This is a genomic window from Roseateles oligotrophus (assembly GCF_025717515.1).
In the GTDB taxonomy this organism is placed as follows: domain Bacteria; phylum Pseudomonadota; class Gammaproteobacteria; order Burkholderiales; family Burkholderiaceae_C; genus Paucibacter_A; species Paucibacter_A oligotrophus.
In genome coordinates, this window is record NZ_JAJIRN010000002.1 from 562,612 (window position 1) to 588,484 (window position 25,873).

Sequence of the window (25,873 nt, forward strand, 5' to 3'; positions counted from 1 at the left end):
CTGAGCCTATTGAGGGTGACTATTCATCCCGCGCAGGCGATAGCCACAAAACCCTCACAAGTTTTCCAAGGCCAGCAACTCTTCCACCGTCTGGCGGCGGCGGATCAGGCGCTCGCTGCCGCCCTCCACAATCACCTCGGCCGTCAAGGGCCGACTGTTGTAGTTGCTGGACATCGAGGCGCCGTAAGCGCCGCTGTCGTGAATCAAGAGCAGATCACCGACCTTGGCCTGCGGCAATTCACGCGGCTCGACCACGCCGCCATCGCCCTGGGTGAACACATCACCGGACTCGCACAGCGGCCCGGCCACCACCGAGGCGCGAACAGGGCGCTCCGAGTCGTCGGACGGAATCAGGCTCATCGCGTGATAGGCGCCGTACATGGCCGGCCGCATCAACTCGCTGAAGCCGGCATCCACCAGCACAAAATGATTGCTGCCGGCGTCCTTGGTGGCGCGCACCTCGGTGATCAAGACGCCGGACTCGGCGACCAGATAGCGCCCAGGCTCGATCTCCAGCGCCAGCGCATGGCCAAGCAGCGCTTCGGCCTGCTTGCGGGCCGCGTCCCAGAGGCCGAAGTAATGGGCGGTATCGACGCTTGCCTCGCCCTCCCGGTACGGCGTCGACAAACCGCCGCCGCTTGAGATGGCGTGCAAATCATGGCCGGCCGCATGAGCCTGCTTGACCAGGCCCACCATCGCGCCGCAGACCTCGGACAGATGCCCATAGTCGACGCCGGAGCCGATATGCATATGCAGGCCGACCAGCGTCAAGCCATGCGCGCGCACGGCGGCCAAGGCATCCAGCAACTCGGTATGCCAGATGCCATGCTTGCTGTGCTCGCCGCCGGTATTGGTCTTGTTGCTGTGGCCATGGCCAAAACCGGGGTTGATGCGCAGCCAGACCTTGTGGCCGGGCGATGCCTTGCCCAATTGATGCAGCATGTCGATCGAGCCGGCATTGACCGGAATGCCATGCTCGACGACGGTGGCCAGCGTCGCGTGGTCGAACAGGTCGGCGGTGAAGACGATTTCGGACGGCTCCCCACCCGCCACAAAGCCAGCCGCCAGCGCCCGCAGAATTTCGCCGCGCGACACCGCATCGACCTTGACGCCCTGCTCCCGCATCAAGCGCAGGATATGGGTGTTGGAGCAGGCTTTTTGGGCAAAGCGAATGGTGTCAAAAGCGGCCAAGGCAGCGATCCGCTCGCGGATGGTGGCGGCGTCATAGACCCAGAGCGGCGTGCCGTAGGTGGCGGCCAAAGCTTGGATGCGGGCGGGGGTCAAGGTGGCAGCGGGCATAGGTCGGGTTCCAGCACAGGTGATGCAAACAAGCCTCGCAGCATGCCAGCCGCCAGGCATTCATACAAATGCTTTGTTTTGTTGAGTCAATTCATATCTGATATGGTTTGGCATGAGCAATGATCCGATCGGCAGCCCGAGCCAGCGCCTCACGCACAGGCATATCGAAGTCTTTCGCGCCGTCATGACGGCCGGCAGCGTGACCGAAGCCGCAGCCCTGCTGCACAGTTCGCAGCCGACCATCAGCCGCGAGTTGGCAAGGCTGGAGCACCTGCTCGGTTACGCCTTGTTCGAGCGCCTGCGCGGGCGCCTCAAGCCCAATGCCCGCGCGCTGGCCTTGTTTGACGAGGTGCTGCGCAGCTACCAGAGTCTGGATCACATCGCGGGGCACGCGCGGGCGCTGGGCCGCGCCGAGCAGGCGGTGCGCTTGTCGGTGCTATGCCTGCCGGCCTTGAGTCATGCCTTGCTGCCCGGTGCTTGTGCCGATTTCATGGCCAGGCACAGCGGCGTGCAGTTGTCCATCACGCCGCAGGAATCGCCGCTTTTGGAGGAGTGGATGAGCGCCCAGCGCTTTGATCTGGGGCTGACCGAGCAGGGCCAGCAAGTGGTGGCGGGCACCGAGCTATTGCCGCTCTTGGCGCTGGATGAGGTCTGCGTATTGCCGGCCGGCCACTGCCTGTTGAGCAAGTCTGTCTTGACGCCGCTTGATTTTGAAGCGCAGGACTTTGTCAGCCTGTCGGCCGAGGACCCTTACCGGGCGCAGCTCGACGCCATTTTTGCGCAGCAGGGGGTGAATCGACGGCTGCGCCTGGAAACGCATAGCGCGGTGGCGGTCTGCGCGATGGTCAGCGCCGGCATGGGCCTGTCCATCATCAATCCGCTGACCGCCTTGAGCATGGCCGGGCCGCAGCTGCACTTGCGGCGCTTCACGGTCTCGGTGCCCTTTTGCGTCAATGCGCTGATGCCCTTGTACCGGCCGGCGCAACCCTTGGTGGAGCATTTGATCGAGTGCTTGAAAGCCGAGGCCTTACGATTGCAAAGCAGGCTGGGCGCGGTATAGGCGTTGTCCAATCACAGCCTTGGCGTTCCCACGCAAAGCCGCGCAAGGCGCGGGCCTATGTGCGCTCTATGCGCGCGCAAGCGCTGTGATTGTGACAACGAACGCATCGCAGTGCGATGCGTTCGTTGCCCAACCATTCGAGCGCCCAAGGGGCGCAGGCGCGACGCGCCTCCTACGTGCGCTCAATGCGCGCGTAGGCCGAATGGTTGTGAATCGACTCAAAATTCTCGACATCGACCGCATAACGCCCGATCCGCGCGTCAGCATTCAAACGCAGCGCTACGTCGCGCACCAGATCTTCGACGAACTTGGGGTTCTCGTAAGCATGCTCGGTGACCCATTTCTCATCGGCGCGCTTGAGCAGCGGCCAGAGTTCGCTCGACGCACTTTCTTCGGCAAAACGGACCAACTCCAACCAACTGATGGGCGCGCCCGTCAACTCAACCCGGATCGTCACCAAGGAACGCTGGTTGTGCGCGCCATAGTCGGAAATCTCCTTGGAGCAAGGGCACAAGCTCTTCACCGGCACCGCCACCTCGGCCCACACCGAGGTGAGGCCTCCGCGGGTCTCGGAGATCAAGGCGCCTTGATAGTCCAACAAACTCTCGATGCCCGACACCGGCGCACGCTTGCGCAGGAAGAAGGCAAACCGCACCTCGATGCGGCCGTCAAGCGCCTCCAGCTTGCTCAACATCTGGCCATGCAGCTCGCGCAAGGAATCCGCCGTCATCGGCGCGTTCAAGGCGTCCAGCCAAGCGACGAAGCGGGACATATGGGTGCCCTTCTTCTCCGCCGGCAGCGCCACATCCAAACTCCACAAGCCGACGGTCGTTTGAGCCTGCTTGCCGACCTGGAGCTGCAGCGGGTAGCGCACATCCTTGACGCCGACGCGTTGGATCATCAAGTGGCGCTCATCGCGTTCGCTTTGGGTGTCGGGGATATGCAGGGCGCTGGTGACTTGATTCATGCTGATTGGAAACGGGCCAAGCGGCCCGTGGAAACTGGATTAATTCTGGGCTTCTAGCATGCCAGCAACTGCCTGGCCTTGTCCCGGCAAGGGCTTGTCACTGCTCACTGATTGGCGGCCGGCCGCACCAAACTTGGCCGCGCGCCAAAACGCTTCAAGATCGATTGCTCGATCCCCGATGCATCCAGACCCAGCGACGCCATCAAGCTAGGCACATCGCCATGCTCGATATATTCATCCGGCAAACCGAGCTGCAAGACCGGCAAATTGAAACCGGCTGCCTGCATAGCCTCCATCACGGCCGAACCCGCGCCGCCCATCACGCAGCCATCCTCCAGCGTCACGAACGCATCATGCGTGCGCGCCAATTCGGCCACCATCGCGTGATCCAGCGGCTTGACGAAACGCATATTGGCAACCGTCGCATCCAACTGTTCGGCCGCCTGCATTGCCGTATAGAGCAAGGTGCCAAAGCTCAAAATCGCGATTCGCGGCGCCTCCTGTGCCGAGCGCGCCTGCGGCTTGCCGGACTCGCGGCGTATTTCGCCCTTGCCCCAGGCCAAGGCCGTCATTTCTTTCTCGACCGCAACACCGGCGCCGGCGCCGCGTGGATAACGCACCGTCACAGGCCCCTTGTGCTGATAGGCGGTGAACAAGGCTTGCCGGCATTCGTTCTCGTCGGCCGGCGTCAGCAGCGCCATATTCGGAATGCAGCGGGTGAAGGCGATGTCGTAATTGCCGGCATGGGTTGCGCCATCGGCACCGACCAGACCGGCTCGGTCCAAAGCGAAAACGACCGGCAGATTCTGCAGCGCCACGTCATGAATCAACTGGTCATAAGCGCGCTGCAAAAAGGTCGAGTAGATCGCCACCACCGGCTTCAAACCCTCGCAGGCCAGGCCAGCGGCAAAGGTCACCGCATGTTGCTCGGCAATGCCGACATCGTGATAGCGGGTCGGGAAACGCTTGTGGAAATCCACCATGCCCGAACCTTCACGCATCGCCGGCGTGATGCCGACCAAGCGCAAATCCTGCTCGGCCATATCGCACAGCCACTCGCCAAAAATCTGGGTGAAGGTGGTCTTGGCCGGCGTGGTCGATTTGACAAAACCAACCGCCGGGTCAAATTTTCCCGGCGCCGCATGGTATTTGACCGGATCGGCCTCGGCCAGCTTGTAGCCCTGGCCTTTTTTGGTCACCACATGCAGGAATTGCGGACCTTTTTTGGCACGCAGATTCTCCAAGGTCGGGATCAAGGCGTCGAGGTCATGGCCGTCGATAGGGCCGACATAGTTGAAGCCAAACTCCTCGAAGATCGTCCCCGGCACGACCATGCCCTTGGTGTGCTCCTCGAAGCGGCGCGCAAACTCATACAGCGGCGTGTTCTTCAGCACCGACTTCGCACCCTCGCGGGCCGAAGAATAGAAATTGCCGCTCATCAAGCGCGCCAGGTATTTGTTCAAAGCACCGACCGGCGGGCTGATCGACATATCGTTATCGTTCAGGATCACCAGCATATTGCCGAGCAGGCCGCCATGCGGCACGCCGGCATTATTGAGCGCCTCAAAAGCCATGCCGGCCGTCATCGAGCCGTCGCCGATGATGGCCACCGCGCGGCGGTCTTCGCCCTTGATCTTGGCCGCCATCGCCATGCCATGCGCCGCCGAAATGGATGTGCTGGAATGGCCGGTGCCGAAGGTGTCGTAAGGGCTCTCGTCACGGCGCGGAAAACCGCTGATGCCGCCCAGATGCCGGATCGTCGCCAACTGTTCGCGCCGCCCCGTCAGCACCTTGTGCGGATAGGTCTGATGACCGACATCCCAGACCAGCCGGTCTTCGGGCGTGTTGAACACGTAGTGCAGGGCGACGGTCAATTCGACGGTACCCAAGTTTGAGCCCAGATGCCCGCCGACCTTGGAGTTGGACAAGGTGTCCAGCACATAGGCGCGCAACTCACCGGCCAGTTTGACCAGTTCGGTGCGCGGCAAACGGCGTAAATCGGCCGGGCTGTCTATGGTTCGCAAGAGGGGGTAATTCATCGCTGAGCCCGCTTTCAGTTGTCGCGTTCGACGACCATATCGGCCAATAAGCTCAGCCAAGCGGTGTTGTTCAAGCCGCTGTCTCTCAAGGCCTGCTGAGCCTGGCAACGCAATTGTTGGGCCAATTCGCGAGCCGGAGCCAAACCCAAAACGCTGACATAGGTCGGCTTATTGGCGTCCTGATCCTTGCCCGCCGTTTTGCCCAAGACCTCCGAATCCTGGGTGACATCCAGAATGTCGTCGACCACTTGAAACGCCAGGCCCAAGGCCGCACCGTACTCGGCCAATGCCGCCGTGGCTGTCGCAGAGGTCGGGCCGCAAGCCGCACCCATCATCACGCTGGCTTGCAGCAAAACGCCGGTCTTGCGGCGATGCATATCTTGCAAGGTCGCTTCATCCAACAGCAGTCCTATGCTGGCCAGATCGATGGCCTGGCCACCGGCCATGCCGGCATGGCCGGCCGCACGGGCCAAAAGCGCACAAAGCCTCGCTTGCAGCTCAGGCACCACGCCACTGTCCGGCGTCAAGACTTCGAAGGCCAAGGCCTGCATCGCGTCCCCGGCCAGCATCGCCTGCGCCTCGCCGAACTGCACATGCACGGTCGGCTTGCCGCGCCGCAGCACATCGTCATCCATGCAGGGCATATCGTCATGCACCAGCGAATAGGCATGAATCAACTCGACCGCGCAGGCAGCGCGCATGGCGGCCTCGGGGTCGCCGTCGACCGCCTCGCAAGTGGCCAGCACCAGCAGCGGCCGCAATCGCTTGCCGCCGTCAAGCACCGCATAACGCATCGCGACACCCAGACCGACCGGCGCATCAATCGGCACGAAGCCATCAAGCGCCGCCTCACACGCAACGAGTGATCGCTGCATCCATTGTTCAAACACACCGGCATCCACGCTTAGGACTCTCCCCATTGTTTCAATTCCTCGCCCTCCAGCACCTTGACTTGTTGTTCTACGGCCTGAAGACGCGAGCGGCAGAATCCCAGCAGTTCTGCGCCCCGTCGATAACTTTCCAGCAATTGATCCAGCGGCAACTGCCCGGCTTCCATATCGGCGACAAGCCGCTCCAACTCGCCGAGCGCATGCTCGTAGCTGGTGGCGACTGCGTGTTCCGCATCTTTCAACGCGGCTTTGGAGGGGCTGCTGGCTCTGGTCATTACATTCTGCGAAAGCGGCGATTGTAGTCAGTGAGGCCATCGGCACTGTCACAAGGCCGCCACGTTCGCCCGAACGGCTGTATTGACACAGGACAGAACAGGGATAGCCCTCCTGGGTACAATCGCGCCCTTTCTGGATTCACCTTTGATGGGTCTCCAGTTTCTTTTTCGCGAACCCGGCACCTGATTGACGCAAGGCCGGCACAGGAATCCTTCCGTTTCGCAAACGGGTCGACCGTAAACTCAGCCAAGCAGGCGCGAGTGACAAGGTGACTGGATTCTCGGAGAACCGACTGGATCATGTCCGACCTGAGTATTTCCCTCTCAGCGCTTGAACGAAGCAAGACGCAGTTACCGGTAAGTTCCTATTTTGACGAGGCTTTGTTCAGCCAAGAACAGGCCTTGCTCTTTCAGAACGGCCCCCGCTATCTCGGCCACGCCTTGGCGGTGCCAGAGGTTGGCGACTTTTACGCCCTGCCGCAAGAAGGCGAAGGCCGCGCCTTGGTTCGTACGCCTCAAGGGCTGGAGCTGATCTCCAACGTTTGCCGCCATCGCCAGGCCGTGATGCTGCGCGGCCGCGGGAATACGCGTAGCAATATCGTCTGCCCGCTACACCGCTGGACCTATGACCTCAAGGGCGAGTTGCTGGGCGCACCCCATTTCGAGCAAGACCCCTGCCTGAACCTGAATCGCTACAAGTTGCGGGAATGGAACGGCCTGCTGTTCGAAGACAACGGCCATGACGTCGCGGCCGAGTTGGCCAATTTGGGTGTCGCCGCCGAGCTGGATTTTTCCGGCTATGTGCTGGACAAGGTCCACGTCCATCAATGCGACTACAACTGGAAGACCTTTATCGAGGTCTATCTGGAGGACTATCACGTCGGGCCTTTCCATCCCGGCCTGGGTCAATTTGTAAGCTGTGACGATCTGGCTTGGGAGATGGGTCGCAACCACTCGGTGCAAACGGTCGGTATCCACAAGGACCTGGCCAAGCCCGGCTCGGCCGTCTACCAGCGCTGGCATGATCAATTGCTGAAGTTTCGCGACGGCGAGACCCCCAAGGCCGGCGCCATTTGGCTAACCTATTACCCGCACATCATGGTCGAGTGGTATCCGCATGTGCTGGTGGTGTCGACGCTCTTCCCCAAGGGCCCGCAACAGACCGCCAATATCGTCGAGTTCTACTACCCGGAAGAAATCGCGGCCTTCGAGCGCGACTTTGTCGAGGCCCATCAGGCCGCCTATATGGAAACCTGTGTCGAGGACGATGAGATCGCCCTTCGCATGGATGCCGGCCGGCGCGCCTTGATGGAGCGCGGCGACAACGAGGTCGGCCCTTACCAGAGTCCGATGGAAGACGGCATGCAGCATTTCCATGAGTGGTACCGGCGCGAAATGAACTTCAAAGGCTGAGCCAAAGCTCGAAGCCCAACGCCCCGCTCGGTGAATGCCGATCGGGGCGTTTTTCATGGGCTGGCCATAATGCCGGCCATGCCTGCACCTTTGCTGATGATCGCCGCCACGTTCTTGTTCGCCACCATGGGTGTGTGCGTTAAGCTAGCCTCGGAGTTTTACGACGCCGGCGAGATCGTCATGTACCGCGGCGCCATCGGTGCGCTGTTGCTGGCCGGCCTGACCATGGCGCGCAGGAGCAGCCTGCGCACCCGCGTGCCGGCCATGCATTTCTGGCGCAGCCTGTCCGGCGTGACGGCGCTCTCGCTGTGGTTCTATGCGATCGGCAAGTTGCCGCTGGCCACCGCGATGACCTTGAACTACATGTCCTCGGTCTGGATGGCCTTGTTCCTGATCGGTGGCGCGGTGATGCTGGGCAGCGCCCGCATTGACGGCAGGCTCGTCGCGGCGGTCTTGCTGGGCTTTGTCGGCGTGGCCCTGGTGTTGCGCCCCACGCTCGATCAGCAACAACTCTGGCATGGCTTGGCCGGCCTGCTTTCGGGTATGTTGGCGGCCATGGCCTATTTGCAGGTCACGGCGCTGGGCCGGGCGGGCGAACCGGAAGATCGCATCGTCTTCTATTTTTCGCTCGGCGGCGCCTTGGCCGGCGCGCTCAGCACCGGTGCGCAAAGCCTGGCGGGTTGGGGCGGCACCCATGGCCACAGTCTCAAAGGTGCGGGCCTGCTGCTGGCCGTGGGCCTGCTGGCCACCGCCGCGCAGCTCTTGATGACGCGCGCCTATGGCCAGGGCAAGACGCTGGCGATCGCCTGCCTGCAATACCTGGGCATCGTGTTCTCTTTCATCTACGGCGCCTGGCTGTTTCGCGACCCCATCACGGTTTGGGCGGCAGGCGGTATGCTTTTGATCATCATCGCCGGCTTGGCCGCCACCTTGTTACGCGCCAGCAGCACACCACCCGACAGTCAACATCAGGTCAATGAATCATGAAGCAAACCAGCTATCAAACCCTTGTCTGTGCCAGCGAACTCGACGAGTTGAATCGCAGCGGCCAAGCACCGCTATTGATCGACGCGAGCTTTGATCTGGCCAACACCGACGCCGGCCAAACCGCCTACAAGGCGGCACACCTGCCCGGCGCCCATTACCTGCATCTGGACCGCGATCTGAGTGGGCCCAAGCTCGACGCGAATGGCCAATTTCGCGGCCGCCACCCCTTGCCCGATCGCACCGACTTTGCCCGTCGCATGAGCGAGTTAGGGCTGAGCCCCGGGCGGCAAGTGGTCAGCTACGACGCGCAGGGCGGCATGTACGCGGCCAGGCTTTGGTGGATGTTGCGCTGGCTCGGTCATGCCAACGTCGCCGTACTGGACGGCGGGCAGCAAGCCTGGCTCGACGCGGGCCTCACCCTCACCGACGCGCTTCCTGCCGTACATGCGGGCAACTTCAAGCCGACCGATAGCCTGGTCGTCAGCCTGAGCGCGGATGAACTGCTGCCGCGTCTGGGTCAACTCAGGTTGATCGATGCCCGCGCACCCGAGCGCTTTCGCGGCGAGGTCGAACCCTTGGACAAAAAGGCCGGCCATATCCCCGGCGCCAGCAACCGCCTGTTCAAAAACAATCTGCAGGCCAACGGCTGCTTCAAGCCCGCGCAGGACTTGCGGGCCGACTTTGAGGCCTTGATCGCACCCCATGACGCCACAAACGTCATCCACCAATGCGGCTCCGGGGTCACCGCCTGCCACAACCTGCTGGCCATGGCCCATGCGGGCTTGCACGGCTCGATGCTCTACCCCGGCTCGTGGAGCGAATGGTCGGCCGACCCGGCCAGACCTGTCGCCAAAGGCTAGCAAACCAAAAGCGGGGGCTGGCGCGCGCCCTTGACATAGCGCAAGATCGACCCGCCATCGCCGCACGACACTGAAGGCTATTTCAACGGAGGATTGTCATGTTCAAGCGAATTCTTGTTCCGACCGACGGCTCTGAAATCAGCGCCAAGGCACTCAACACCGCCATCGGCATGGCGCGCATCCACGGCGCCACCTTGTACGCGCTCAGCGTCAAGGAGCCCTTCCCCTACAGCGCGGTATCCGAGATGCAGCCGACCCCGCCGCAGGAGTTCTTTGATGTGCAAGAGCGGATTGCCTCGGCGCGCGTCAAGGAAGCCATGGACGCCGCCAAAGCCGCCGATGTAGCCTGCGAAGGCCACACCATCGAGGCCTTGCACGCCTGGGAAGCCATCATCGAACATGCCAGCAGCAATCAATGCGATCTGGTCGTGATGGCCTCGCATGGCCGGCGCGGCGTGCAGGCGCTGCTACTCGGCAGCGAAACCCAAAAAGTGCTGACGCACTGCACGACGCCTGTGCTGGTGGTCCGCTAAGCGCAAACGGGTGTGACTCAATGGCCGTGGTGTGAAACCGCCACGACCATCACCACCAGGCCCAGCCCGCCGCCCAGCCAGGCGAGTTGCGCAGCCGTCTCGCGCCAAGGCAGGCGGCGCTGCAATTGCGGAATCAAGTCCGCCACCGCCACATAGATAAAACTGCTGCTGGCGGCCACCAGCAAATAGGGGAACAGGCTCTCCCAGGGCCCGACCAGAAAGTAGCCGACCACGCCGCCTATCACCGCAGCCAAGCCCGACAGCGCGTTGAACAGCAGCGCCTTCGAGCGCGAGAAGCCGGCATTCAGCAGCACGATGTAGTCACCCACCTCCTGCGGGATTTCATGCGCGATGATGGCCAGCGAGGTCACCAGGCCCAGATAAGGGTCGGTCAAGAACGCCGCCGCGATGATGATGCCGTCGCAAAAATTGTGGATGCTGTCGCCGACCAGGACGCTGACGCCGCCCTTGCCCGCCTGCTCACTGTCGAAATGGTGATGATGGTGGTGGCCGTCGCCCTCATGGTGATGGGTATGGCGATACAACTCGGCCTTCTCCAGCAAGAAGAAGAACATCAGGCCACCCAGCAAGGTCATGAACAGTGACTGCGGGCTGGCGCGGCCATCAAACGCCTCGGGCAAGACCTGCAGCAAGGCAGTTCCGAGCAAGATGCCGGTGGACAGGCTGACCAGATGTTTGACCACCCGCCCCAGCAGGCTCACGGTCAGGCTGGCGGCGATCAACACCGACAAGAGCCCGCCGGCCAAGGTCGCCAGCACGATATAGAGAAGAGTCATGGTTTTCCAGTGAACTGCGCGCCCAAACTAAAACGCGCCCAATTGGCGCGGTTTGCTCAGCTCAGGTTCCCGCGCATCGCGCAGGCGTGGGACGTATCTTATCAAGCGTGTCAAGTCGCCCACCCAGCAAGCCGATCGAGGCTTTTGTTGTTATCCGGGACAAGCGCCTTATCTGTGCGCCGAAAGCTCGCCACCTGACCCGAAATTGCCGCCATTTACACCGACAATCGCGCCCATGAATTTGCCTGCCGCTCCTTTGAGTTCCGATATTGCCGCTCCGCTCGCCGCCATCGACATGGGCTCCAACAGCTTCCGACTGGAGATCGCGCATATGCCGCGCGGCCAGTACAAGCGCCTCGAATACCTGAAAGAAACCGTTCGCCTGGGCGCCGGGCTCGACGCCGACGGCATGTTGACCGAGGTCGCCATGCAGCGGGGGCTTGATTGCCTGCGGCGGTTTGCTCAGCGTTTGAACGGTTTCCCAGCCACTCGAGTGCGCGCCGTGGCCACGCAGACGCTGCGTGAGGCACGCAACCGGAACGCATTTCTGGAACGCGCTAAAGCCGAGTTGGGCTACCCCATCGAGGTGATCGCAGGCCGCGAAGAGGCCAGACTGATTTTTGCCGGCGTGGCTCGGATGCAGCCGTCCACCCTGCCCCGCTTGGTCATCGACATCGGCGGGCGCTCGACCGAGATGATTCTCGGCAAGGGCCGCAAGCCGTTGACGGCAGAATCCTTCCAGGTCGGCAGCGTCAGCCTGTCACTGCGCTTTTTCCCCGATGGCAAATTCACGGCGGAAGCCTTCCGCGCCGCCCAGGTCGCGGCCGGCGCGGAGCTGGAAGAAGCATTGACCCTGTTCAAACCGGCGATGTGGCAAGAGGCACTCGGCTCATCCGGGACGGTCGGTGCGGTCGCGCAGATTCTGGCGGCCAGCGGAGTGACGGATGGCCGCATCACGCCAGCAGCCCTGCGTTGGTGCATCGAGCAGGCCTTGGCCGCCGGCAGCATGGACAAACTCAAGCTGCCGGGCTTGAAAGAAGACCGCCGCGCCGTCGTCGGTGGCGGCCTGTGCATCCTCTACACCCTGCTGACGCAGTTCGGCATTGAAGAGTTGCTGCCGGCCAAGGGTGCGCTGCGACAAGGCGTTATTTTTGATCTGATCGAGCGCCTTGAGGCCGAAAGTGCCGCGGCGCTGGGACTGACCGCGCTGGATATGCGCGACGCCTCGGTGGCAGCCTTGCAGCGACGCTTTTCCGTCGATCTGGCGCAAGCCGAGCGAGTGCAGACGGTCGCGGCCTCCATTTACGGGCAGTTGCTTGCGCGGGCGCCGCGCGAGCGTCAGCGTGAGTTGGACTGGGCCGCAGCGCTGCACGAAATCGGCATGATGGTCTCTCACCACGACCACCATCGCCACAGCGCCTATTTGCTGGCCCATGTGGATGCGGCCGGATTCTCGCAAGACCAACTCAAGCGCCTGGGCGATTTGGCCCTGGGTCAGCGTGGCGGCCTGCGCAAACTCGATGCCTTGCTGGATGACGAGAGCCTGCTCTGGCAGCTGCTGAGCCTGCGTCTGGCCTTGATCAAATGCCATGCCCGCAGCGCCGTTGATCCGCAGGCCATGCGCCTGAGCCGTCAGGGCCGGCGCGTGCAATTGACCCTGCCCAAGAACTGGGCCAGCGAGCACCCGAGAACCAACTTCTTGCTGCAAGAAGAGGCTGCGGCCTGGTCGCGCAGCGGTCTGCTGGACTTGAACCTGGCTTAACTGGCTTAAGCCGAACTCAAAGAAAGTCCGGGGCCTGTACCGCCTGCAGCAGCACCTCGGACTCACCATCCCGCACCCGCGAGCGCAGCCACCAGACGGCAGCCTTCTTCACGGCCAAGGCATGGTCTTGGCCGGTCAAGAGCCGGGCGGCCAACAAGCCCAAGCTGGGCTGGTGGCCGATCAGCAGAGTCGGCTCGGACGCTTCCGGCCAGCGCGCTGCGGCCAATAGATCTTCAACGCTGGCATCCGGGGCGATGCTGGCCACGACGCGGAATTCCCGCCCCAATGCCTCGGCCGTGCTGCGGGTGCGCTGGGCCGGGCTGACCAGCACTCGCGTACTCGCCGTCATACGCTGATTCAGCCAAGCGGCCATGCGCTTGGCTTGACGCTCACCCTTGTGCGTCAGGCAGCGCTCCAGGTCGGTTTGCCCCAAACGCAGCAACTCGGCCTCGGCATGACGCCACAAGATCAAATCCATTGCGCCTATCCCCTCAGTTTTCTAAAAACCGCTGCACCAAGGCCTGTTGCGCACTGATGCCGCCATTGCCGACCCGTGAGGAGCGCCCATCGGGCCCGAGTTGCCAAGCGTCCAGCGTGTCGTGCAGATAGGGTTGCAGCGCCTCGTCAATGACGCGCTGGCGCAACTTGGCGTCTTGAACCGGCCACGCGATTTCGATGCGGCGGAACATATTGCGGCTCATCCAATCGGCGCTGGACAAGAAAAGCGCCTCATCCGCCTCCGTTCGGCCCCAGCGAAAATAGGCAATCCGCGTGTGTTCCAAAAAGCGCCCGACCACCGAGCGCACCACGATGTTGTCACTGACGCCGGGCAGACCCGGCGGCAACATGCAGGCCCCGCGCACGATCAAATCGATCTTGGCGCCGGCCTTCGCCGCACTCAAGAGCCCGTTGATCAATTCCGTATCGGTCAAGGCATTGATCTTGATCACGATGCGCGCCGGCCGGCCGTCACGTGCCGCCTGCTCGACCCGCGCCAAATGCTCAAGCATGCTGCTGTGCAAATTGAACGGAGCCAGCAAGAGCCGGCGCGGCATCTTGATCTTGCCCAGCGAGGCCAATTGACGGAAGACAGAGTCGGCGTCTGCGGTCAGATCCGGATCGGCGGTCAGATAGCCCAGATCGGTATAAAGCAGCGCCGTCTTGGGGTTGTAATTGCCGGTCGACAAATGGGCATAACGCTTGAACCGATTGCCCTCACGGCGCGTGATCAGCATCAGCTTGCCATGGGTCTTGAAACCGACAATGCCGTAAACCACCTGGGCACCAACAGCCTCCAGCCGCTCCGCCCAGTTGATATTGGCCTCCTCATCAAAGCGGGCCTTCAGTTCGACCACGGCCATTACCTCCTTGCCGCGCCGCGCCGCCTCGATCAGCAAATCCATCAGGACCGACTTGCTGCCGGTGCGATAGATCGTTAGCTTGATGGCCATCACCGCCGGATCTTCGACCGCCTCGCGCAAAAACTGAACGACCGGATCAAAGCTCTCAAACGGATGATGCAGCAGCACATCACCCTTGCGGATGCACTCGAAAATCGACTTCTGCCGCGGCAGCGAAGCCTCTGGCCAGACCGGCTCGTGCGGCACAAAACGCAGCTCCGGCGCATCCGTCTGGTCGATCAACTCGTTCAGACGCACCAGATTGACCGGCCCATTGACCCGGTACAGCGCCGCTGCCGGCAGCTCGAACTGCTCCAGCAAGAAGTCCGCCAACTCGGCCGGGCAGCTATTGGTAACTTCCAGCCGCACGGCACGGCCGTAATTGCGCGTCGTCAGGCCCGAGCGCAGCGCATGGCGCAAATTGGCGATCTCTTCCTCGTCCACCTCCAACTCGGAGTCCCGCGTGACGCGAAACTGCGAGAAGGCCTCGACCTTGCGACCGGAGAACAACTCCTCCAGATGGGCACGGACCACGCTGGTCAAGAGCACAAACGCCTGCTGCCCCTCGCTGAGCATGGCCGGCAACTTGATCACACGCGGCAACACCCTCGGCACCTTGACGATGGCGATGCGGTTGTCGCGCCCGAAGGCATCTTTTCCCGACAGCCGCGCGATGAAGTGCAGCGATTTGTTGGCCACCTGCGGAAAGGGATGTGCCGGGTCCAGGCCGACCGGCACCAACAAGGGCCGCACCTCGCGCTCGAAAAACTTGGCCACCCATTGCCGCTGCGCCTCGTTGCGATCGGCGTGGTTGAGGATGACGATCTTCTCGGCCAGCATCTTGGGCGCCAAATGCTCATTGAAGATCGCGTACTGCTCGTCGATCAGGCTGTGAGCGGCGCGCCCGACCCGCTCGATATCGCGGTTACTGATCGATGACTGAGGATCGCGCGCGGCGTCCAGCATGTCGGCAAAGCGCACCTCGAAAAACTCGTCCAGATTTGAAGACACGATGCAGACATAGCGCAAGCGCTCCAGCAGCGGTACGTCGGGACGTTGCGCTTGCGCCAGCACCCGCCGATTGAATTCAAGAATGGCCTGCTCACGGCTGAGCAAGGTGACGGCAAGGGTGTTTAGTGTCATCAACCTATTTTAAGTTAGCCTGCGCATGGCTCACCTTTACGGCCTGCTGCACAGCCGATTTGTCGCCGGGTGCCCGTGGCGGGCACTCCAATCCAGGATTTCCAGCCGGCCATCGGCATGCTCCACCAAGGCGGTCAGGCTCTCGACCCAGTCGCCATCATTGGCATAGAGAATGCCGTCGATCTCGCGCAGCTCCGCATGATGGATATGCCCGCAAACGACACCATGCACGCCCCGCTTGCGGGCCTCGCGGGCCACCGCGATCTCAAAGTCGGAAATGAAACTGACCGCCCGCTTGACCTTCAGCTTCAGGTATTTGGACAAACTCCAGTAAGGCAGGCCCATGCGAGCACGCAGTCGGTTCAGGTAACTGTTCAGCTTGAGGGTAAATTCGTAGGCGGTGTCGCCAACATGGGCCAACCACTTCGCGCATTGAATAACGCCGTCAAACAAATCACCATGCGTGATCCAGAGCTTGCGGCCATCGGCCGTCTCATGGATCCATTCCTCGACGACCTCGATGCCGCCGAAATCATGGTTCAGATATTTGCGCGCAAATTCGTCGTGATTGCCGGGAATGAAAATCACCCGGCAACCCTTGCGGGCCTTGCGCAAAAGTTTTTGCACCACGTCGTTGTGCGCCTGCGGCCAGTACCAGTTGCGCCGCAACTGCCAGCCATCAATGATGTCGCCGACCAGAAATAGCTGCTCACATTCAACCTCGCGCAAGAACTCCAGCAAGGCCTCGGCCTGACAGCCGGGCGTACCCAAATGGATGTCAGAAATCCAGACGGTTCGAAAACGCTGGCTCGGCGCATCAGCGGCGACTGCGCTGTCCGCGTCTTCGGTAGCGGGCTTGGCAAGGGCGGCGGCGGCGCGCGCCAGGGCGGAGTCGTGCTGCATGGGCGAGAGCTTGACGGTCGGCCATGTCGCCGCCATGGCAAGTTGGTGAAGCTTGTGTGACTGCCGGGATAATCGCGCCCATGCATTTGATGATTCCCCATGCCAGCGCCGTCGGCGAGGCCGCAACTCACACGCTGGCAGAGTTGAGCCTGCCCAATCTGGCCCAGCTCTTACCGCTGCTGTCCCCCGTCGGCGCGACGCTCGGCAGCGATGAATACAGCTTCAACACGCCCTTCGAGTTGGCTCTGTCCGAACTGCGCGGCTGCCATGCGCAGGACGGCTGCTTGCCGACCGCCGCCTGGGCCTTGCAAGCCAAACAGTCGTGCAAAGGCGAGGCTTGGGCGCTGTTGACGCCGATCCACTTATCGGTCGGCAGTGACCAGATCACCGCCCTGCCGCCGCAGGCACTGGCCTTGACCGAGGCCGAGTCGCGAGCGTTTTTCGAAAGTCTGTCCGAGCTCTGGCCGGCCGCCGAGGGTTGGATTTCGCACTGGCTGGGCAGCCATCAATGGTTGGTCGCCCATGCCAGCTTTGCCGGCCTGCGCAGCGCCAGCCTGGAGCGCGTGCTGCATCGCAATGTGGACATCTGGATGCCGCAAGCCAGGCGCTTGCGCACCTTGCAAAACGAGACGCAAATGCTCTTGCACGGCCACCCCTTGAACGAGGCCCGCGAGGCGGCCGGCGCCCTGGCGCTGAACTCGGTCTGGATCAGTGGTTGCGGGGTCAACAGCGGCGGCCAACTGCCGGCCGATTTGCAGATCGAAGCCGCCCTTCAATTGCCGCTGCTGGCCGGCGATTGGCAGGCCTGGAGCCATGCCTGGGTGCAGCTAGATGACGGCCCCGTCGCAGCATTGCTGGCCCAAGCGCGCCGAGGCGAAACGCCGCTGCGCCTGACTCTATGCGGCGAGCGTCATGCCCGGACCTGGGCCTTGAAGCCAAGATCCAGGTTGGCGCGCCTTTGGCAAGCAATGCTGCCGCCGCGCAGCGACACGGCCAACTGCCTGGGGGGCTTATGAGCGCCAAGCTGAATTTGATCCAGCGCGAACTGGCGCCGCGCGCCGCTTGGGCGCTCGAACAAGCGGGGCTGTCGCCGCTGCTGGCGCAGCTCTTTGCAACGCGGGGCGTCAAAAGTGCGGATGAGCTGGACGATGGTTTGGCGCGCCTGCTGCCGCCCAGTGGTTTGAAAGGCATTGCCGATGCGGCGCGCCTGCTGGCCGACTGCATCGAGGCACAGCATGGCATCTGCATCGTCGCCGACTATGACTGCGACGGCGCCACCGCCTGCACCGTCGCTTTGCGAGGTTTGGCCTTGTTGGGCGCAAGGCCCGATCGGCTTGGCTATGTGGTGCCGGACCGGGCCATCCACGGCTATGGCTTGACGCCCGCCATCGTTGACTTGGCGCTGGCCCAAGGGCCGCGACCCGATCTGTTGATGACGGTTGACAATGGCATTGCCAGCATCGCCGGTGTCGCCCATGCCAAGGCTCTGGGCCTCAAGGTGCTGGTCACCGACCATCACCTGCCGGCCATCTTCGACGGCATCACCGAACTGCCGGACGCCGCTGCAATAGTCAACCCCAGCCAACCGGGCTGCTTGTTTGAAAGCAAGAATCTCGCCGGCGTCGGCGTTGCCTTTTACGTCTTGCTGGCCCTGCGCAGCGAATTGCGCGCGCGCGGGCGATTTGACGCGAGCAATCAACCCAAGCTCGACGGCCTGCTCGATCTGGTGGCGCTGGGCACCGTCGCCGACGTGGTCAAGCTTGACGCCAACAATCGGCGCCTGGTCGCGCAGGGTTTGAAGCGCATGCGTGCCGGCCGCGCCCATGCCGGTGTGGCCGCGCTGTTCAGCGCCGCCGGACGAAACAGCGCCCGGGCCAATGCCTTTGATCTGGGCTTCGCGCTGGGGCCGCGCATCAACGCGGCCGGCCGCCTGTCCGACATGACGCTGGGTATCGAATGCTTGCTGACGGACGACCCCGGCCGAGCGCTGGATCTGGCCAAGCAACTCGATGCGATCAACCGCGAGCGGCGCGTGATTGAGGCCGATATGCGCGAGCAGGCCGAGTTCAAGCTCGATGCCTTGCTGCAAGACCCTCGTTTGAACGGCGAGCCGCCGCCGGCGCTGGCCATCTTCGAGGCCGAGTTTCACGAGGGCGTGGTCGGCATCATTGCCTCCAGGTTGAAGGACCGACTGCACCGTCCGACCTTTGTATTTGCACGCGGCGCGGATGGCCAACTCAAGGGCTCGGGCCGCTCAATTGCGGGCTTTCATCTGCGTGACGCGCTTGACCTGATCAGCAAGCGCCATCCGGACTTGCTGAAGAAGTTTGGCGGCCACGCGATGGCGGCAGGATGCACCTTGGCGGACGACGGCTTCGCGAGCTTTGAAGCGGCCTTGCGCCAGGTTGCTGGCGAATGGCTGGACGCCGGCGCGCTGACCCGCACGCTGCGCACCGATGGGCCCTTGGCGGCCGAGCATTTCAACCCCGTCAGTGTGCGAGCGCTGGAGGAGCAGGTCTGGGGCCAGGCCTTTGAGGCGCCGCTGTTTTGCGATACGGTCGAGATCATCTCGCAGCGCATCGTCGGCGAGAAGCATATGAAGCTGCGCCTGCGCCAAGCGGGCCAACTCAGAGACGCCATCTGGTTCGGTCATAGCGAGCCCCTGCCGACCCAGGGCCAGATGGCCTACCGACTCAGCCTGGATGAATATCAGGGGCAGCAGCGGGTGCAAATGATTGTTGAGGCGATGGTCTGAGCGACTGAGAAGCCGCAACGGTAATTTCGCACGCTCGGCGACGCCTCTCGCCCGCGCGTCATCAAGTTGAAACCCGGCAAACGCCTAATGCGCCCACCGCGCACCTTGGCAATGGGCCGCTTTTCTACCGAATAGCTTCGGCCCGAGGCCAAAACATTTCCCCCTCGCGCTGGGCCACGCCTCCGGCTGCGCAAGCGCCTGTGCTCGGCGCTGGTTTGGCGCAAAAAACGTGACAACTCGCACATGAATTCTCTCAAACCGAGCCGGCAATTGAGCATCAGGACTCTACTCAGCATCATTGGCATGATCGCCATGCTTTTGGGCTTGCTGCCGAGCAGCCTGCTGGTGCAGCAATACACCAAGGAACTCGACCTGGTCGAACGCGAAACCATTGGCCTGTCTCTGAACGAAAAATGGCATGAAATTCTGCAGTCGCTGCAAACACACCGCAGCTTGAGTGTGGAGTCTTTGTCCATCCGGCCCGACGCCGCCAAAGAGCTGGCAGACAATCGCCAATCGACCCGAAATGCGATCGAACAACTGAAGCTGCTGCTGGTCGGCCAACTCGATGGTCGGCATGCCGAGGCGGCCAAGACCCTGGCCGAACATCTCGAACTGCTGGGGGCGGATCTGGACGGTCGCAAGCTCGACGTAGCCAAGCTTCTGAACCGTCAACAGGCCTTGTCGGCCGAAGCCTTCCGAGCGATTGCCGAGCTGAACGGTGACAGCGGCTTGCTGTTCGACGCCGACGAAGCGAGCTACTTTGCCATCATGGCAGGATTGCAAGCCGCGCCCCATGTCGAAGACGCGCTGTCCGAACTCGCCAGTCTGGCCAAGGCCGCAGCGGTCGATGACGTCGGCAACGTCTCCGCCGCCCTCACGCGTTATCGCGAACATAGCAGCAGCATGTTGCAATACCTGCAAGCCACTCAAAGGCTTGGCGGAGCCATTGGTGCGGCGCTGGGCCCGCGGGTACAACAGGCATTGATGCAGCGCAAACTGGTGGATGACACCATGCAGGCTGCGGCCCTGGATGTGAACTATCCGCTGGATCAGTTGGCCCGTGGCTTCGCCAACGCGGCCCAGTTGCAGGCCGAGCTATCCAGCCAGGTGCTGAGCACCTTGAAGATCGAGCTGACCCAGCGCCATCAAGCCGCTATCTTCAAGCGCAATTTGCTGCTGGTGTTGATACCGCTGCTGCTCGGGTTCTTGGGGCTGATCATGCTGCGTTCGATTCGGCAACTGCTGGGGCCTATTGCACAGATCGTAGACATCACCGAACGCATTGCCGGAGGCGACCTCAGCCACAGCATTCCCCTTGGCCGCCAGGACGAACTCGGTCGCGTGATGGTGGCCCTGGATCATATGCAGGCCCGTCTGCGAGGCTTGGTTACCGGGATTCAAGGGGGCGCCAGCAGCATTCGAATGGCGGCGCAGGAAATAGCCGCCGGCAATCAAAACTTGGCCTCACGCACCGAAGAGGCCGCCGCACAGTTGCAAACCACCAGCTCAAATGTGACGCAACTGAAGCAGACCGTGGCAAACAGCAGCCGCTCGGCGACCGAAGCGACCGTCTTGGCCCGTACCGCCTCCGACCTGGCCGGCAACGGTGGTGCCGTGGTTGAACAAGTGGCCAGCACGGTGATCTCGATACACCAAGCGTCCAAACGTATCGCCGACATTACCGGAATGATCGACGGCATCGCCTTTCAAACCAATATCCTGGCCCTCAACGCTGCAGTTGAGGCCGCCCGAGCCGGTGAGCAAGGGCGCGGATTTGCTGTCGTCGCGGCCGAGGTTCGCCAGTTGGCTGGCCGCAGCGCCGAGGCCGCCAAGGAGATCAAGCTGCTCATTCAAAGCTCGGTCGAACGGGTTGAGAGCGGCAGTCAGTTGGCAGCACAGGCGGGCAGTTCGATGCAGCAGATTGTCGGCATGGTGGTGGAAATGACCGAGGTCATCCACAGCATGGAAGAACAAACCTTGGCACAGGCCGACCAAACCAGTGATTTGAGCCAAGCCGTTCTTTCGATCGACCGGATGACGCAACAAAACGCCGCATTGGTCGAGCAATCCGCAGCCTCCACCGAATCTCTGCGCAACCAGGCCGAGCAGATGGACGCGGCGGTGCAGGCCTTCAAGCTCTGACGGGGAAATCCTTGCCGGCGCGAGGACTTGCAAGAGTGTCACGTGCACCAGAGCCTTGCCCGAATTGAGGCCAAGCGGACGAGCCCGCAGCGCCTTAAAATCGAGATGTGAAAAACGCCACCCTGAATCAACTCAGCAATGCCGACCTGCATTGCCATTCCAAGGTATCGGACGGTACGCTGGAGCCCGAAGCGCTGGCGGCTCGGGCCAAGGCCAATGGCGTCAGCCTTTGGGCATTGACCGACCATGACGAGGTCGGCGGCCAGCAGCGCGCGATGGACGCCGCGCTGGCTCTGGGCCTGCCCTATCTGACCGGGGTCGAGGTGTCCGTCAGTTTTGCCGGCCGCGTCGTCCACATCGTCGGCCTCGGCTTTGACCATCGCAATGAGGCGCTGGTGGCCGGGCTGAGGGCGACCCGAGGTGGACGCGAGCAACGCGCCCGCGACATGGCGGCGGGTCTGGCTCAAGTCGGCATCAAGGGCGCTTACGAGGGCGCACTGAAATATGTCGGCAATCCGGAACTGATTTCACGCACCCACTTTGCGCGATTTTTAGTCGAAGCAGGCCATTGCGGCGACATCTCCGAGGTGTTTCGGCGTTACCTGACCGAGGGTAAGCCAGGTTATGTGGAGCACCGCTGGGCCCGCCTCGGTGATGCGATGCGCTGGATCCTCGAGGCCGGCGGCCAAGCGGTGATTGCCCACCCGGCCCGTTACAGTTTCACACCCACCGAGGAATACGCGCTGATCACCGAGTTCATCGGCCATGGCGGGCGCGGTGTCGAGGTCGTGACCGGGAGCCACAGCGACGCCGATGCGGCCAAGTACACCGAGACCGCGATTGAATTTAACTTGCTGGCATCACGCGGCTCGGACTTTCATTCACCCGAAGAAAGTCGTACCGACCTGGGTCAGATGAAGGACTTATCCGGCCGATTGAGTCCGATCTGGCAATTGTTGGAAACGCGCATCCATTGGCCACCGGCAAGCACACCGTAACCGCCATTTGGCCCGCGGCGGGTACACAATTACCGCATGGCCCAATATTTCGAAGTCCACCCCGACAACCCGCAGCAGCGCTTCCTGAAACAGGCGGCGCAGATCATCAACGCGGGCGGCATTGGGGCAATCCCGACCGACTCCAGCTACGCGCTGGTTTGCCGACTTGACGACAAGAATGCGGCCGAGTCCTTGCGGCGTATCCGCGGTATTGACGACAAGCATCACCTGACCCTTCTGTGCCGAGATCTCAGCGAGTTGGCAAGTTATGCCCGCGTCGATAACAGCCAATATCGTCTGCTCAAACTGGCAACACCTGGCCCCTTCACCTTCATTCTTGAAGCCACCAAAGAAGTGCCGCGACGGCTCTCGCACCCTTCGCGACGCACCATCGGATTGCGTGTGCCCGAGCACCGAGTGACCCAGGATCTGCTGGCCCTGCTCGGCCAACCGCTGTTGGCCACCACGCTGATTGCCCCGGGTGAAACCGAGCCAATGAATGACGCACGCGAAATCTCCGAGCGCTTTGATCGACTACTGCAAGTCATCGTCGATGCCGGAGCCTGCCCGTTTGAGCCCACCACGGTGATCGATTTGACCGGTGAAGCAGCGCAAATCATTCGATTGGGACGCGGCAATCCAGCTACGCTTGGTCTTGCCACGGATTAAACGAAGGAAAACGCTCAAGAAGATTTGAGCGCGGCCGAAGTATCTGTGGTTGACTGCAATCCACATGGGGTGGAGCGGTGACGCCGCCTGCAGCGGCATGGAAGAAAGCGCTCTCATGAACTTCCTTAGCAAGCTTCGAATCAGTCAACGCCTGGCATTGAGCTATGGTTTGCTGATTGTCCTGCTCACTATCATCGGTGGCTATGGTGCCTATAGCGCCAACCGTCTGGCCAAGGATTTGGATCAGACGGCCAAGCAAAGCTTGGTCAAGATCGCTGGCGCGAACGCGCTTGAGGGTCAGGTCAACATCGTTGCCAGAGCCTCACGCGATTTGCTGTTGCTGGACTCAGCAGGAGCCATCAAGAAACAAAAGACGCTGATCGACGGCGCCCTCCAGGAAAGCGAAAAGCAACTCGCTGGTTTGCTGAATAACCCGGACCCCGGGCGTGAGTCCGAGCTGCTCAACCAACTCAAGGACGCACAGGCCAAGTTCTTTGCCTCGGTGGCCAAATTCCGCAAGGTGCAAGTGGACGGCAGCCCCGACGAGGCGCGCGAAAGCCTGATCACCGATGTCCGCCCGGCCCAGCAAAGCTACCAGGAAGGGCTCAAGGGCTTGGTCGACCTGCAATTTGAAAACGCCAACAACCTGGCCCTCTCCGGTGGCGAACTCGCTCGCAGCTCGGTGCTGGTGACGGTGGTATTGGTGATCGCAGCGATCATCATCGGCAGCGTCGGCGGCCTGGCCATCGTGCGCTCCATCGTGGCTCCGATCAAGCAGGCACAAGCTGCCGCTGAAGCCATACGTAACGGCGACTTGACCCACGAGTTTGAAGCGGCGGGTTCGGACGAATTGGGCCAGATGCTGGACTCCATGCAGGCGATGCAGCAAGCGCTCGCCGGTGTCGTCAGCAGCGTTGGGGCTGCGGCCAATGATGTAGCCGAGAGCACCAGCCAAATTGTCGGTGGCAACGTCGATCTGTCTGACCGCACGGCACGCTCGGCTTCAAGCCTGCAAACCACGGCCGCCTCGGTCGAGGAGATAGCCGCCAACCTGAGCGGTGCGAGCGAGTTGACGCGCAAGGCCGCAGGCATCGCCACCAAGGCCCGCAACTCGGCCTCCGCGGGTGGCAAGGTGGTGTCGCAAGTGGTGGCCACCATGCAGGAAATCAGCGCCAGCTCGCACAAGATTGGCGACATCATCGGCGTGATTGACGGCATTGCTTTCCAGACCAATATCCTGGCGCTGAACGCCGCCGTCGAGGCCGCAAGGGCGGGCGAGCATGGCCGCGGCTTCGCGGTAGTGGCCTCCGAAGTGCGGGCCCTGGCCTCGCGTGCCGCCGGTGCCGCCAAGGAGATCAAGGTGCTGATTCAAGAATCGACCGTCAAGGTTGAAACCGGCACCGCCTTGGTCAACAATGCCGGGGTCACGATCAGCAGCGTCGTCAATGAGGTCAATGACATGGGTCAGTTGATTGAGGAAATATCGCACTCGGCGCAAGAGCAGGCGACCGGCGTCGGCGTGGTGAACAACTCCATGAACGAGTTGGATCGCAGCACCCAGCAAAATGCCAGCTTGGTCAGTGCTCTGAGCAAATCCACCGAGGCCCTGACCAGCAGCAGTTCCCGTTTGCTGGACGCGGTCGGATTCTTTCGGGTTCACTAGGGCGTCAGCCTTCATAATCGATTACGGCAACGCAAGGAAAGCAATGAGAAAATTCAACTCCTCCCTGACTCAATGGTCTCGTGTGGGCCTTGGCCTGCTGAGTGCATTGCTGATCGCCACCAGCGCCGTGGCCGCGCCCAAGGTATTGAAAAAAGTGCCGCCCGAATTCCCTTCGGCTGCGACCAAGAAGGGCGTTACGTCGGGTTCAGTGAAGGCGCAATTGCTCATCGGACCCGATGGCAAGGTGACCGAGGTTGTTATTTTGGAAGCGGCCCCGCCGAAGCTGTTTGACAAGGCCGTGATCGAAGCGCTGATGGAATGGCGCTTCGAGGGCAATGGCGAAAAGCAGACCCACGAGCTCAAACTCGTGTTCAATAGCGAGGACTGAGTCTGCGCTGACAAACCCGGAAGGGTTTGTCAGGCTGACGAAGGATTGGGCGCGATACACGCGCACAAGTTGAACTCGCACTGGCGAAGCCGGGAGGCTTTGCTTGGCCGGCGAATGATCAGCCGCTTGTCAGCTTCCGCCGGCAGTCAAGATGTCGATAAGACGCTGCTTGTCGAAGCCCACGACGCGCTGCCCTTTGACCAAGAAGGTCGGCGTGCCCGGCGCCATCTGGGCGCGGTACAACGCCGCGCAATCAGCATCGGTTTCGATAAAGCACTCGCTGTAGGCAATCTTCTCGGCATCCAGCCAAGTGCGTGCGCGCAGGCAAAACACACAGTTGCTGCTGGACAGCATGACGATGTCGCCGGGCCGCACCGTCGACCGCAACTTTTCCGCCTGGCCGCGGGTTTGCCAATGCTGGGCCACTTGAGACCCCCCCCACATCAACAAGACAAGCAGCAGCAAGGGACCGAATTCGCGCAGCTTGCGCCAGTAGCGCTCCTGGCTGGTCAGCGCAATAGCTGCGCTTGTCTCGGGCGCGGCCATGGGAAACCTGAGCGGGCGCTAGCGGACTGAGTTCAGACCGCTGCGGTCACGACGATCTCAACCTTCCACTCGGGCCGGGCCAGTTTGGCCTCAACGGTAGCGCGCGGCGGCGTGTGGCCGGCCACGACCCAGGCGTCCCAAGCCGCGTTCATGCCGGGGAAGTCGGCTAGGTCGGCAATAAAGATCTGGGCGCGCAAGATCTTGGTCTTATCGCTGCCGGCGCGCGCCAGCAAGGCATCAATCGCCGCCAAAACCTGCGCCGTCTGCCCGGTGATGTCTTGGCTTGCATCTTCCGGCACCTGGCCGGCCAGATAAACCACGCCATTGCAAACCGCCATCTCGGACATACGGGCGCCGACGTCGAATCTCTCGATACTCATT

The 25,873-nt window shown here is 62.1% G+C and carries 24 protein-coding genes; 13 read left to right on the top strand and 11 right to left on the bottom strand.

What is annotated here, in order from left to right; genetic code table 11:
• Positions 1-54: 54 nt before the first annotated feature.
• Positions 55-1,299, bottom strand: coding sequence for a diaminopimelate decarboxylase (gene lysA / locus LNV07_RS05800; protein ID WP_263570218.1), 1,245 nt, complete (start codon positions 1,297-1,299; stop codon positions 55-57).
• Between the two features lie 112 nt (positions 1,300-1,411).
• Here lysA and LNV07_RS05805 point away from each other — a divergent pair, with 112 nt between their 5' ends.
• Positions 1,412-2,359 (top strand): LysR family transcriptional regulator, encoded by a 948-nt coding sequence (locus LNV07_RS05805; protein ID WP_263570219.1) that lies wholly within the window; start codon positions 1,412-1,414, stop codon positions 2,357-2,359.
• Between the two features lie 172 nt (positions 2,360-2,531).
• Here LNV07_RS05805 and folE2 read toward each other — a convergent pair whose 3' ends face one another.
• The 4 genes from folE2 to LNV07_RS05825 form a co-directional block, all read right to left on the bottom strand.
• On the bottom strand, positions 2,532-3,326 hold the full coding sequence (folE2, locus tag LNV07_RS05810; RefSeq protein ID WP_263570220.1) for a GTP cyclohydrolase FolE2: 795 nt from the start codon (positions 3,324-3,326) through the stop codon (positions 2,532-2,534).
• Positions 3,327-3,430: 104 nt separating this feature from the next.
• Positions 3,431-5,365 (bottom strand): 1-deoxy-D-xylulose-5-phosphate synthase, encoded by a 1,935-nt coding sequence (gene dxs, locus LNV07_RS05815; RefSeq protein ID WP_263570221.1) that lies wholly within the window; start codon positions 5,363-5,365, stop codon positions 3,431-3,433.
• 14 nt (positions 5,366-5,379) lie between these two features.
• Positions 5,380-6,285: a polyprenyl synthetase family protein gene (locus LNV07_RS05820; protein WP_397545528.1), complete on the bottom strand. Its 906-nt coding sequence runs from the start codon at positions 6,283-6,285 to the stop codon at positions 5,380-5,382.
• A complete protein-coding gene (locus LNV07_RS05825) occupies positions 6,270-6,530 on the bottom strand; it encodes an exodeoxyribonuclease VII small subunit (protein ID WP_263570222.1) in 261 nt (86 codons plus the stop codon). Before LNV07_RS05825 ends, LNV07_RS05820 begins: the two co-directional genes overlap by 16 nt.
• Before the next feature lie 300 nt (positions 6,531-6,830).
• Here LNV07_RS05825 and LNV07_RS05830 point away from each other — a divergent pair, with 300 nt between their 5' ends.
• The 4 genes from LNV07_RS05830 to LNV07_RS05845 all read left to right on the top strand — a co-directional run bounded on the left by LNV07_RS05830 (position 6,831) and on the right by LNV07_RS05845 (position 10,323).
• A complete protein-coding gene (locus tag LNV07_RS05830) occupies positions 6,831-7,943 on the top strand; it encodes an aromatic ring-hydroxylating oxygenase subunit alpha (protein ID WP_263570223.1) in 1,113 nt (370 codons plus the stop codon).
• Positions 7,944-8,021: 78 nt separating this feature from the next.
• Positions 8,022-8,930 (top strand): DMT family transporter, encoded by a 909-nt coding sequence (locus LNV07_RS05835; protein ID WP_263570224.1) that lies wholly within the window; start codon positions 8,022-8,024, stop codon positions 8,928-8,930.
• A complete protein-coding gene (locus LNV07_RS05840; RefSeq protein WP_263570225.1) occupies positions 8,927-9,790 on the top strand; it encodes a sulfurtransferase in 864 nt (287 codons plus the stop codon). The genes LNV07_RS05835 and LNV07_RS05840 overlap by 4 nt, the downstream gene beginning before the upstream one ends.
• Positions 9,791-9,888: 98 nt before the next feature.
• Positions 9,889-10,323 carry a universal stress protein gene (locus tag LNV07_RS05845; RefSeq protein ID WP_263570226.1) on the top strand — a complete coding sequence of 145 codons (435 nt, stop codon included), beginning with the start codon at positions 9,889-9,891 and terminating at the stop codon, positions 10,321-10,323.
• Between the two features lie 17 nt (positions 10,324-10,340).
• Here LNV07_RS05845 and LNV07_RS05850 read toward each other — a convergent pair whose 3' ends face one another.
• Positions 10,341-11,120 carry a ZIP family metal transporter gene (locus LNV07_RS05850; RefSeq protein WP_263570227.1) on the bottom strand — a complete coding sequence of 260 codons (780 nt, stop codon included), beginning with the start codon at positions 11,118-11,120 and terminating at the stop codon, positions 10,341-10,343.
• A gap of 235 nt (positions 11,121-11,355) precedes the next feature.
• Between LNV07_RS05850 and ppx the strand changes: the two genes are divergently transcribed.
• A complete protein-coding gene (gene ppx, locus LNV07_RS05855; RefSeq protein ID WP_263570228.1) occupies positions 11,356-12,882 on the top strand; it encodes an exopolyphosphatase in 1,527 nt (508 codons plus the stop codon).
• 16 nt (positions 12,883-12,898) lie between these two features.
• Here the strand turns inward: ppx and LNV07_RS05860 are convergent, their stop codons facing one another.
• Genes LNV07_RS05860 through LNV07_RS05870 form a run of 3 tightly spaced genes read right to left on the bottom strand, consistent with a single transcriptional unit; the run spans position 12,899 to position 16,328 of the window.
• A complete protein-coding gene (locus LNV07_RS05860) occupies positions 12,899-13,360 on the bottom strand; it encodes a SixA phosphatase family protein (RefSeq protein ID WP_263570229.1) in 462 nt (153 codons plus the stop codon).
• 13 nt (positions 13,361-13,373) lie between these two features.
• Complete coding sequence (gene ppk1, locus LNV07_RS05865; RefSeq protein ID WP_263570230.1) at positions 13,374-15,425, bottom strand: polyphosphate kinase 1; 2,052 nt, start codon at positions 15,423-15,425, stop codon at positions 13,374-13,376.
• Between the two features lie 36 nt (positions 15,426-15,461).
• The gene (locus LNV07_RS05870) at positions 15,462-16,328 is read right to left on the bottom strand and encodes a UDP-2,3-diacylglucosamine diphosphatase (protein ID WP_263570294.1); all 867 of its coding nucleotides are present in this window, start codon (positions 16,326-16,328) and stop codon (positions 15,462-15,464) included.
• A gap of 80 nt (positions 16,329-16,408) precedes the next feature.
• On the opposite strand from LNV07_RS05870, the gene LNV07_RS05875 reads away from it, so the two are divergent.
• From LNV07_RS05875 to LNV07_RS05905, 7 genes are all read left to right on the top strand, one after another.
• Positions 16,409-17,344: a hypothetical protein gene (locus LNV07_RS05875; RefSeq protein ID WP_263570231.1), complete on the top strand. Its 936-nt coding sequence runs from the start codon at positions 16,409-16,411 to the stop codon at positions 17,342-17,344.
• A complete protein-coding gene (gene recJ / locus LNV07_RS05880; RefSeq protein ID WP_263570232.1) occupies positions 17,341-19,083 on the top strand; it encodes a single-stranded-DNA-specific exonuclease RecJ in 1,743 nt (580 codons plus the stop codon). Before LNV07_RS05875 ends, recJ begins: the two co-directional genes overlap by 4 nt.
• A 243-nt stretch (positions 19,084-19,326) precedes the next feature.
• Positions 19,327-21,228, top strand: a complete 1,902-nt coding sequence (locus LNV07_RS05885) for a methyl-accepting chemotaxis protein (RefSeq protein WP_263570233.1) — start codon at positions 19,327-19,329, stop codon at positions 21,226-21,228.
• Positions 21,229-21,335: 107 nt separating this feature from the next.
• Complete coding sequence (locus tag LNV07_RS05890) at positions 21,336-22,226, top strand: 3',5'-nucleoside bisphosphate phosphatase (RefSeq protein WP_263570234.1); 891 nt, start codon at positions 21,336-21,338, stop codon at positions 22,224-22,226.
• 36 nt (positions 22,227-22,262) lie between these two features.
• Positions 22,263-22,895, top strand: a complete 633-nt coding sequence (locus tag LNV07_RS05895; protein ID WP_263570235.1) for an L-threonylcarbamoyladenylate synthase — start codon at positions 22,263-22,265, stop codon at positions 22,893-22,895.
• A 115-nt stretch (positions 22,896-23,010) separates the two neighbouring features.
• Positions 23,011-24,558, top strand: coding sequence for a methyl-accepting chemotaxis protein (locus LNV07_RS05900; protein ID WP_263570236.1), 1,548 nt, complete (start codon positions 23,011-23,013; stop codon positions 24,556-24,558).
• 106 nt (positions 24,559-24,664) lie between these two features.
• Positions 24,665-24,946 (top strand): energy transducer TonB, encoded by a 282-nt coding sequence (locus LNV07_RS05905; protein WP_263570237.1) that lies wholly within the window; start codon positions 24,665-24,667, stop codon positions 24,944-24,946.
• A gap of 129 nt (positions 24,947-25,075) precedes the next feature.
• Here the strand turns inward: LNV07_RS05905 and LNV07_RS05910 are convergent, their stop codons facing one another.
• Both LNV07_RS05910 and LNV07_RS05915 read right to left on the bottom strand, forming a co-directional pair.
• The gene (locus LNV07_RS05910) at positions 25,076-25,492 is read right to left on the bottom strand and encodes a glutaredoxin family protein (RefSeq protein WP_263570238.1); all 417 of its coding nucleotides are present in this window, start codon (positions 25,490-25,492) and stop codon (positions 25,076-25,078) included.
• A gap of 32 nt (positions 25,493-25,524) precedes the next feature.
• Positions 25,525-25,872, bottom strand: coding sequence for a RidA family protein (locus LNV07_RS05915; protein WP_263570239.1), 348 nt, complete (start codon positions 25,870-25,872; stop codon positions 25,525-25,527).
• Position 25,873: the final 1 nt, after the last annotated feature.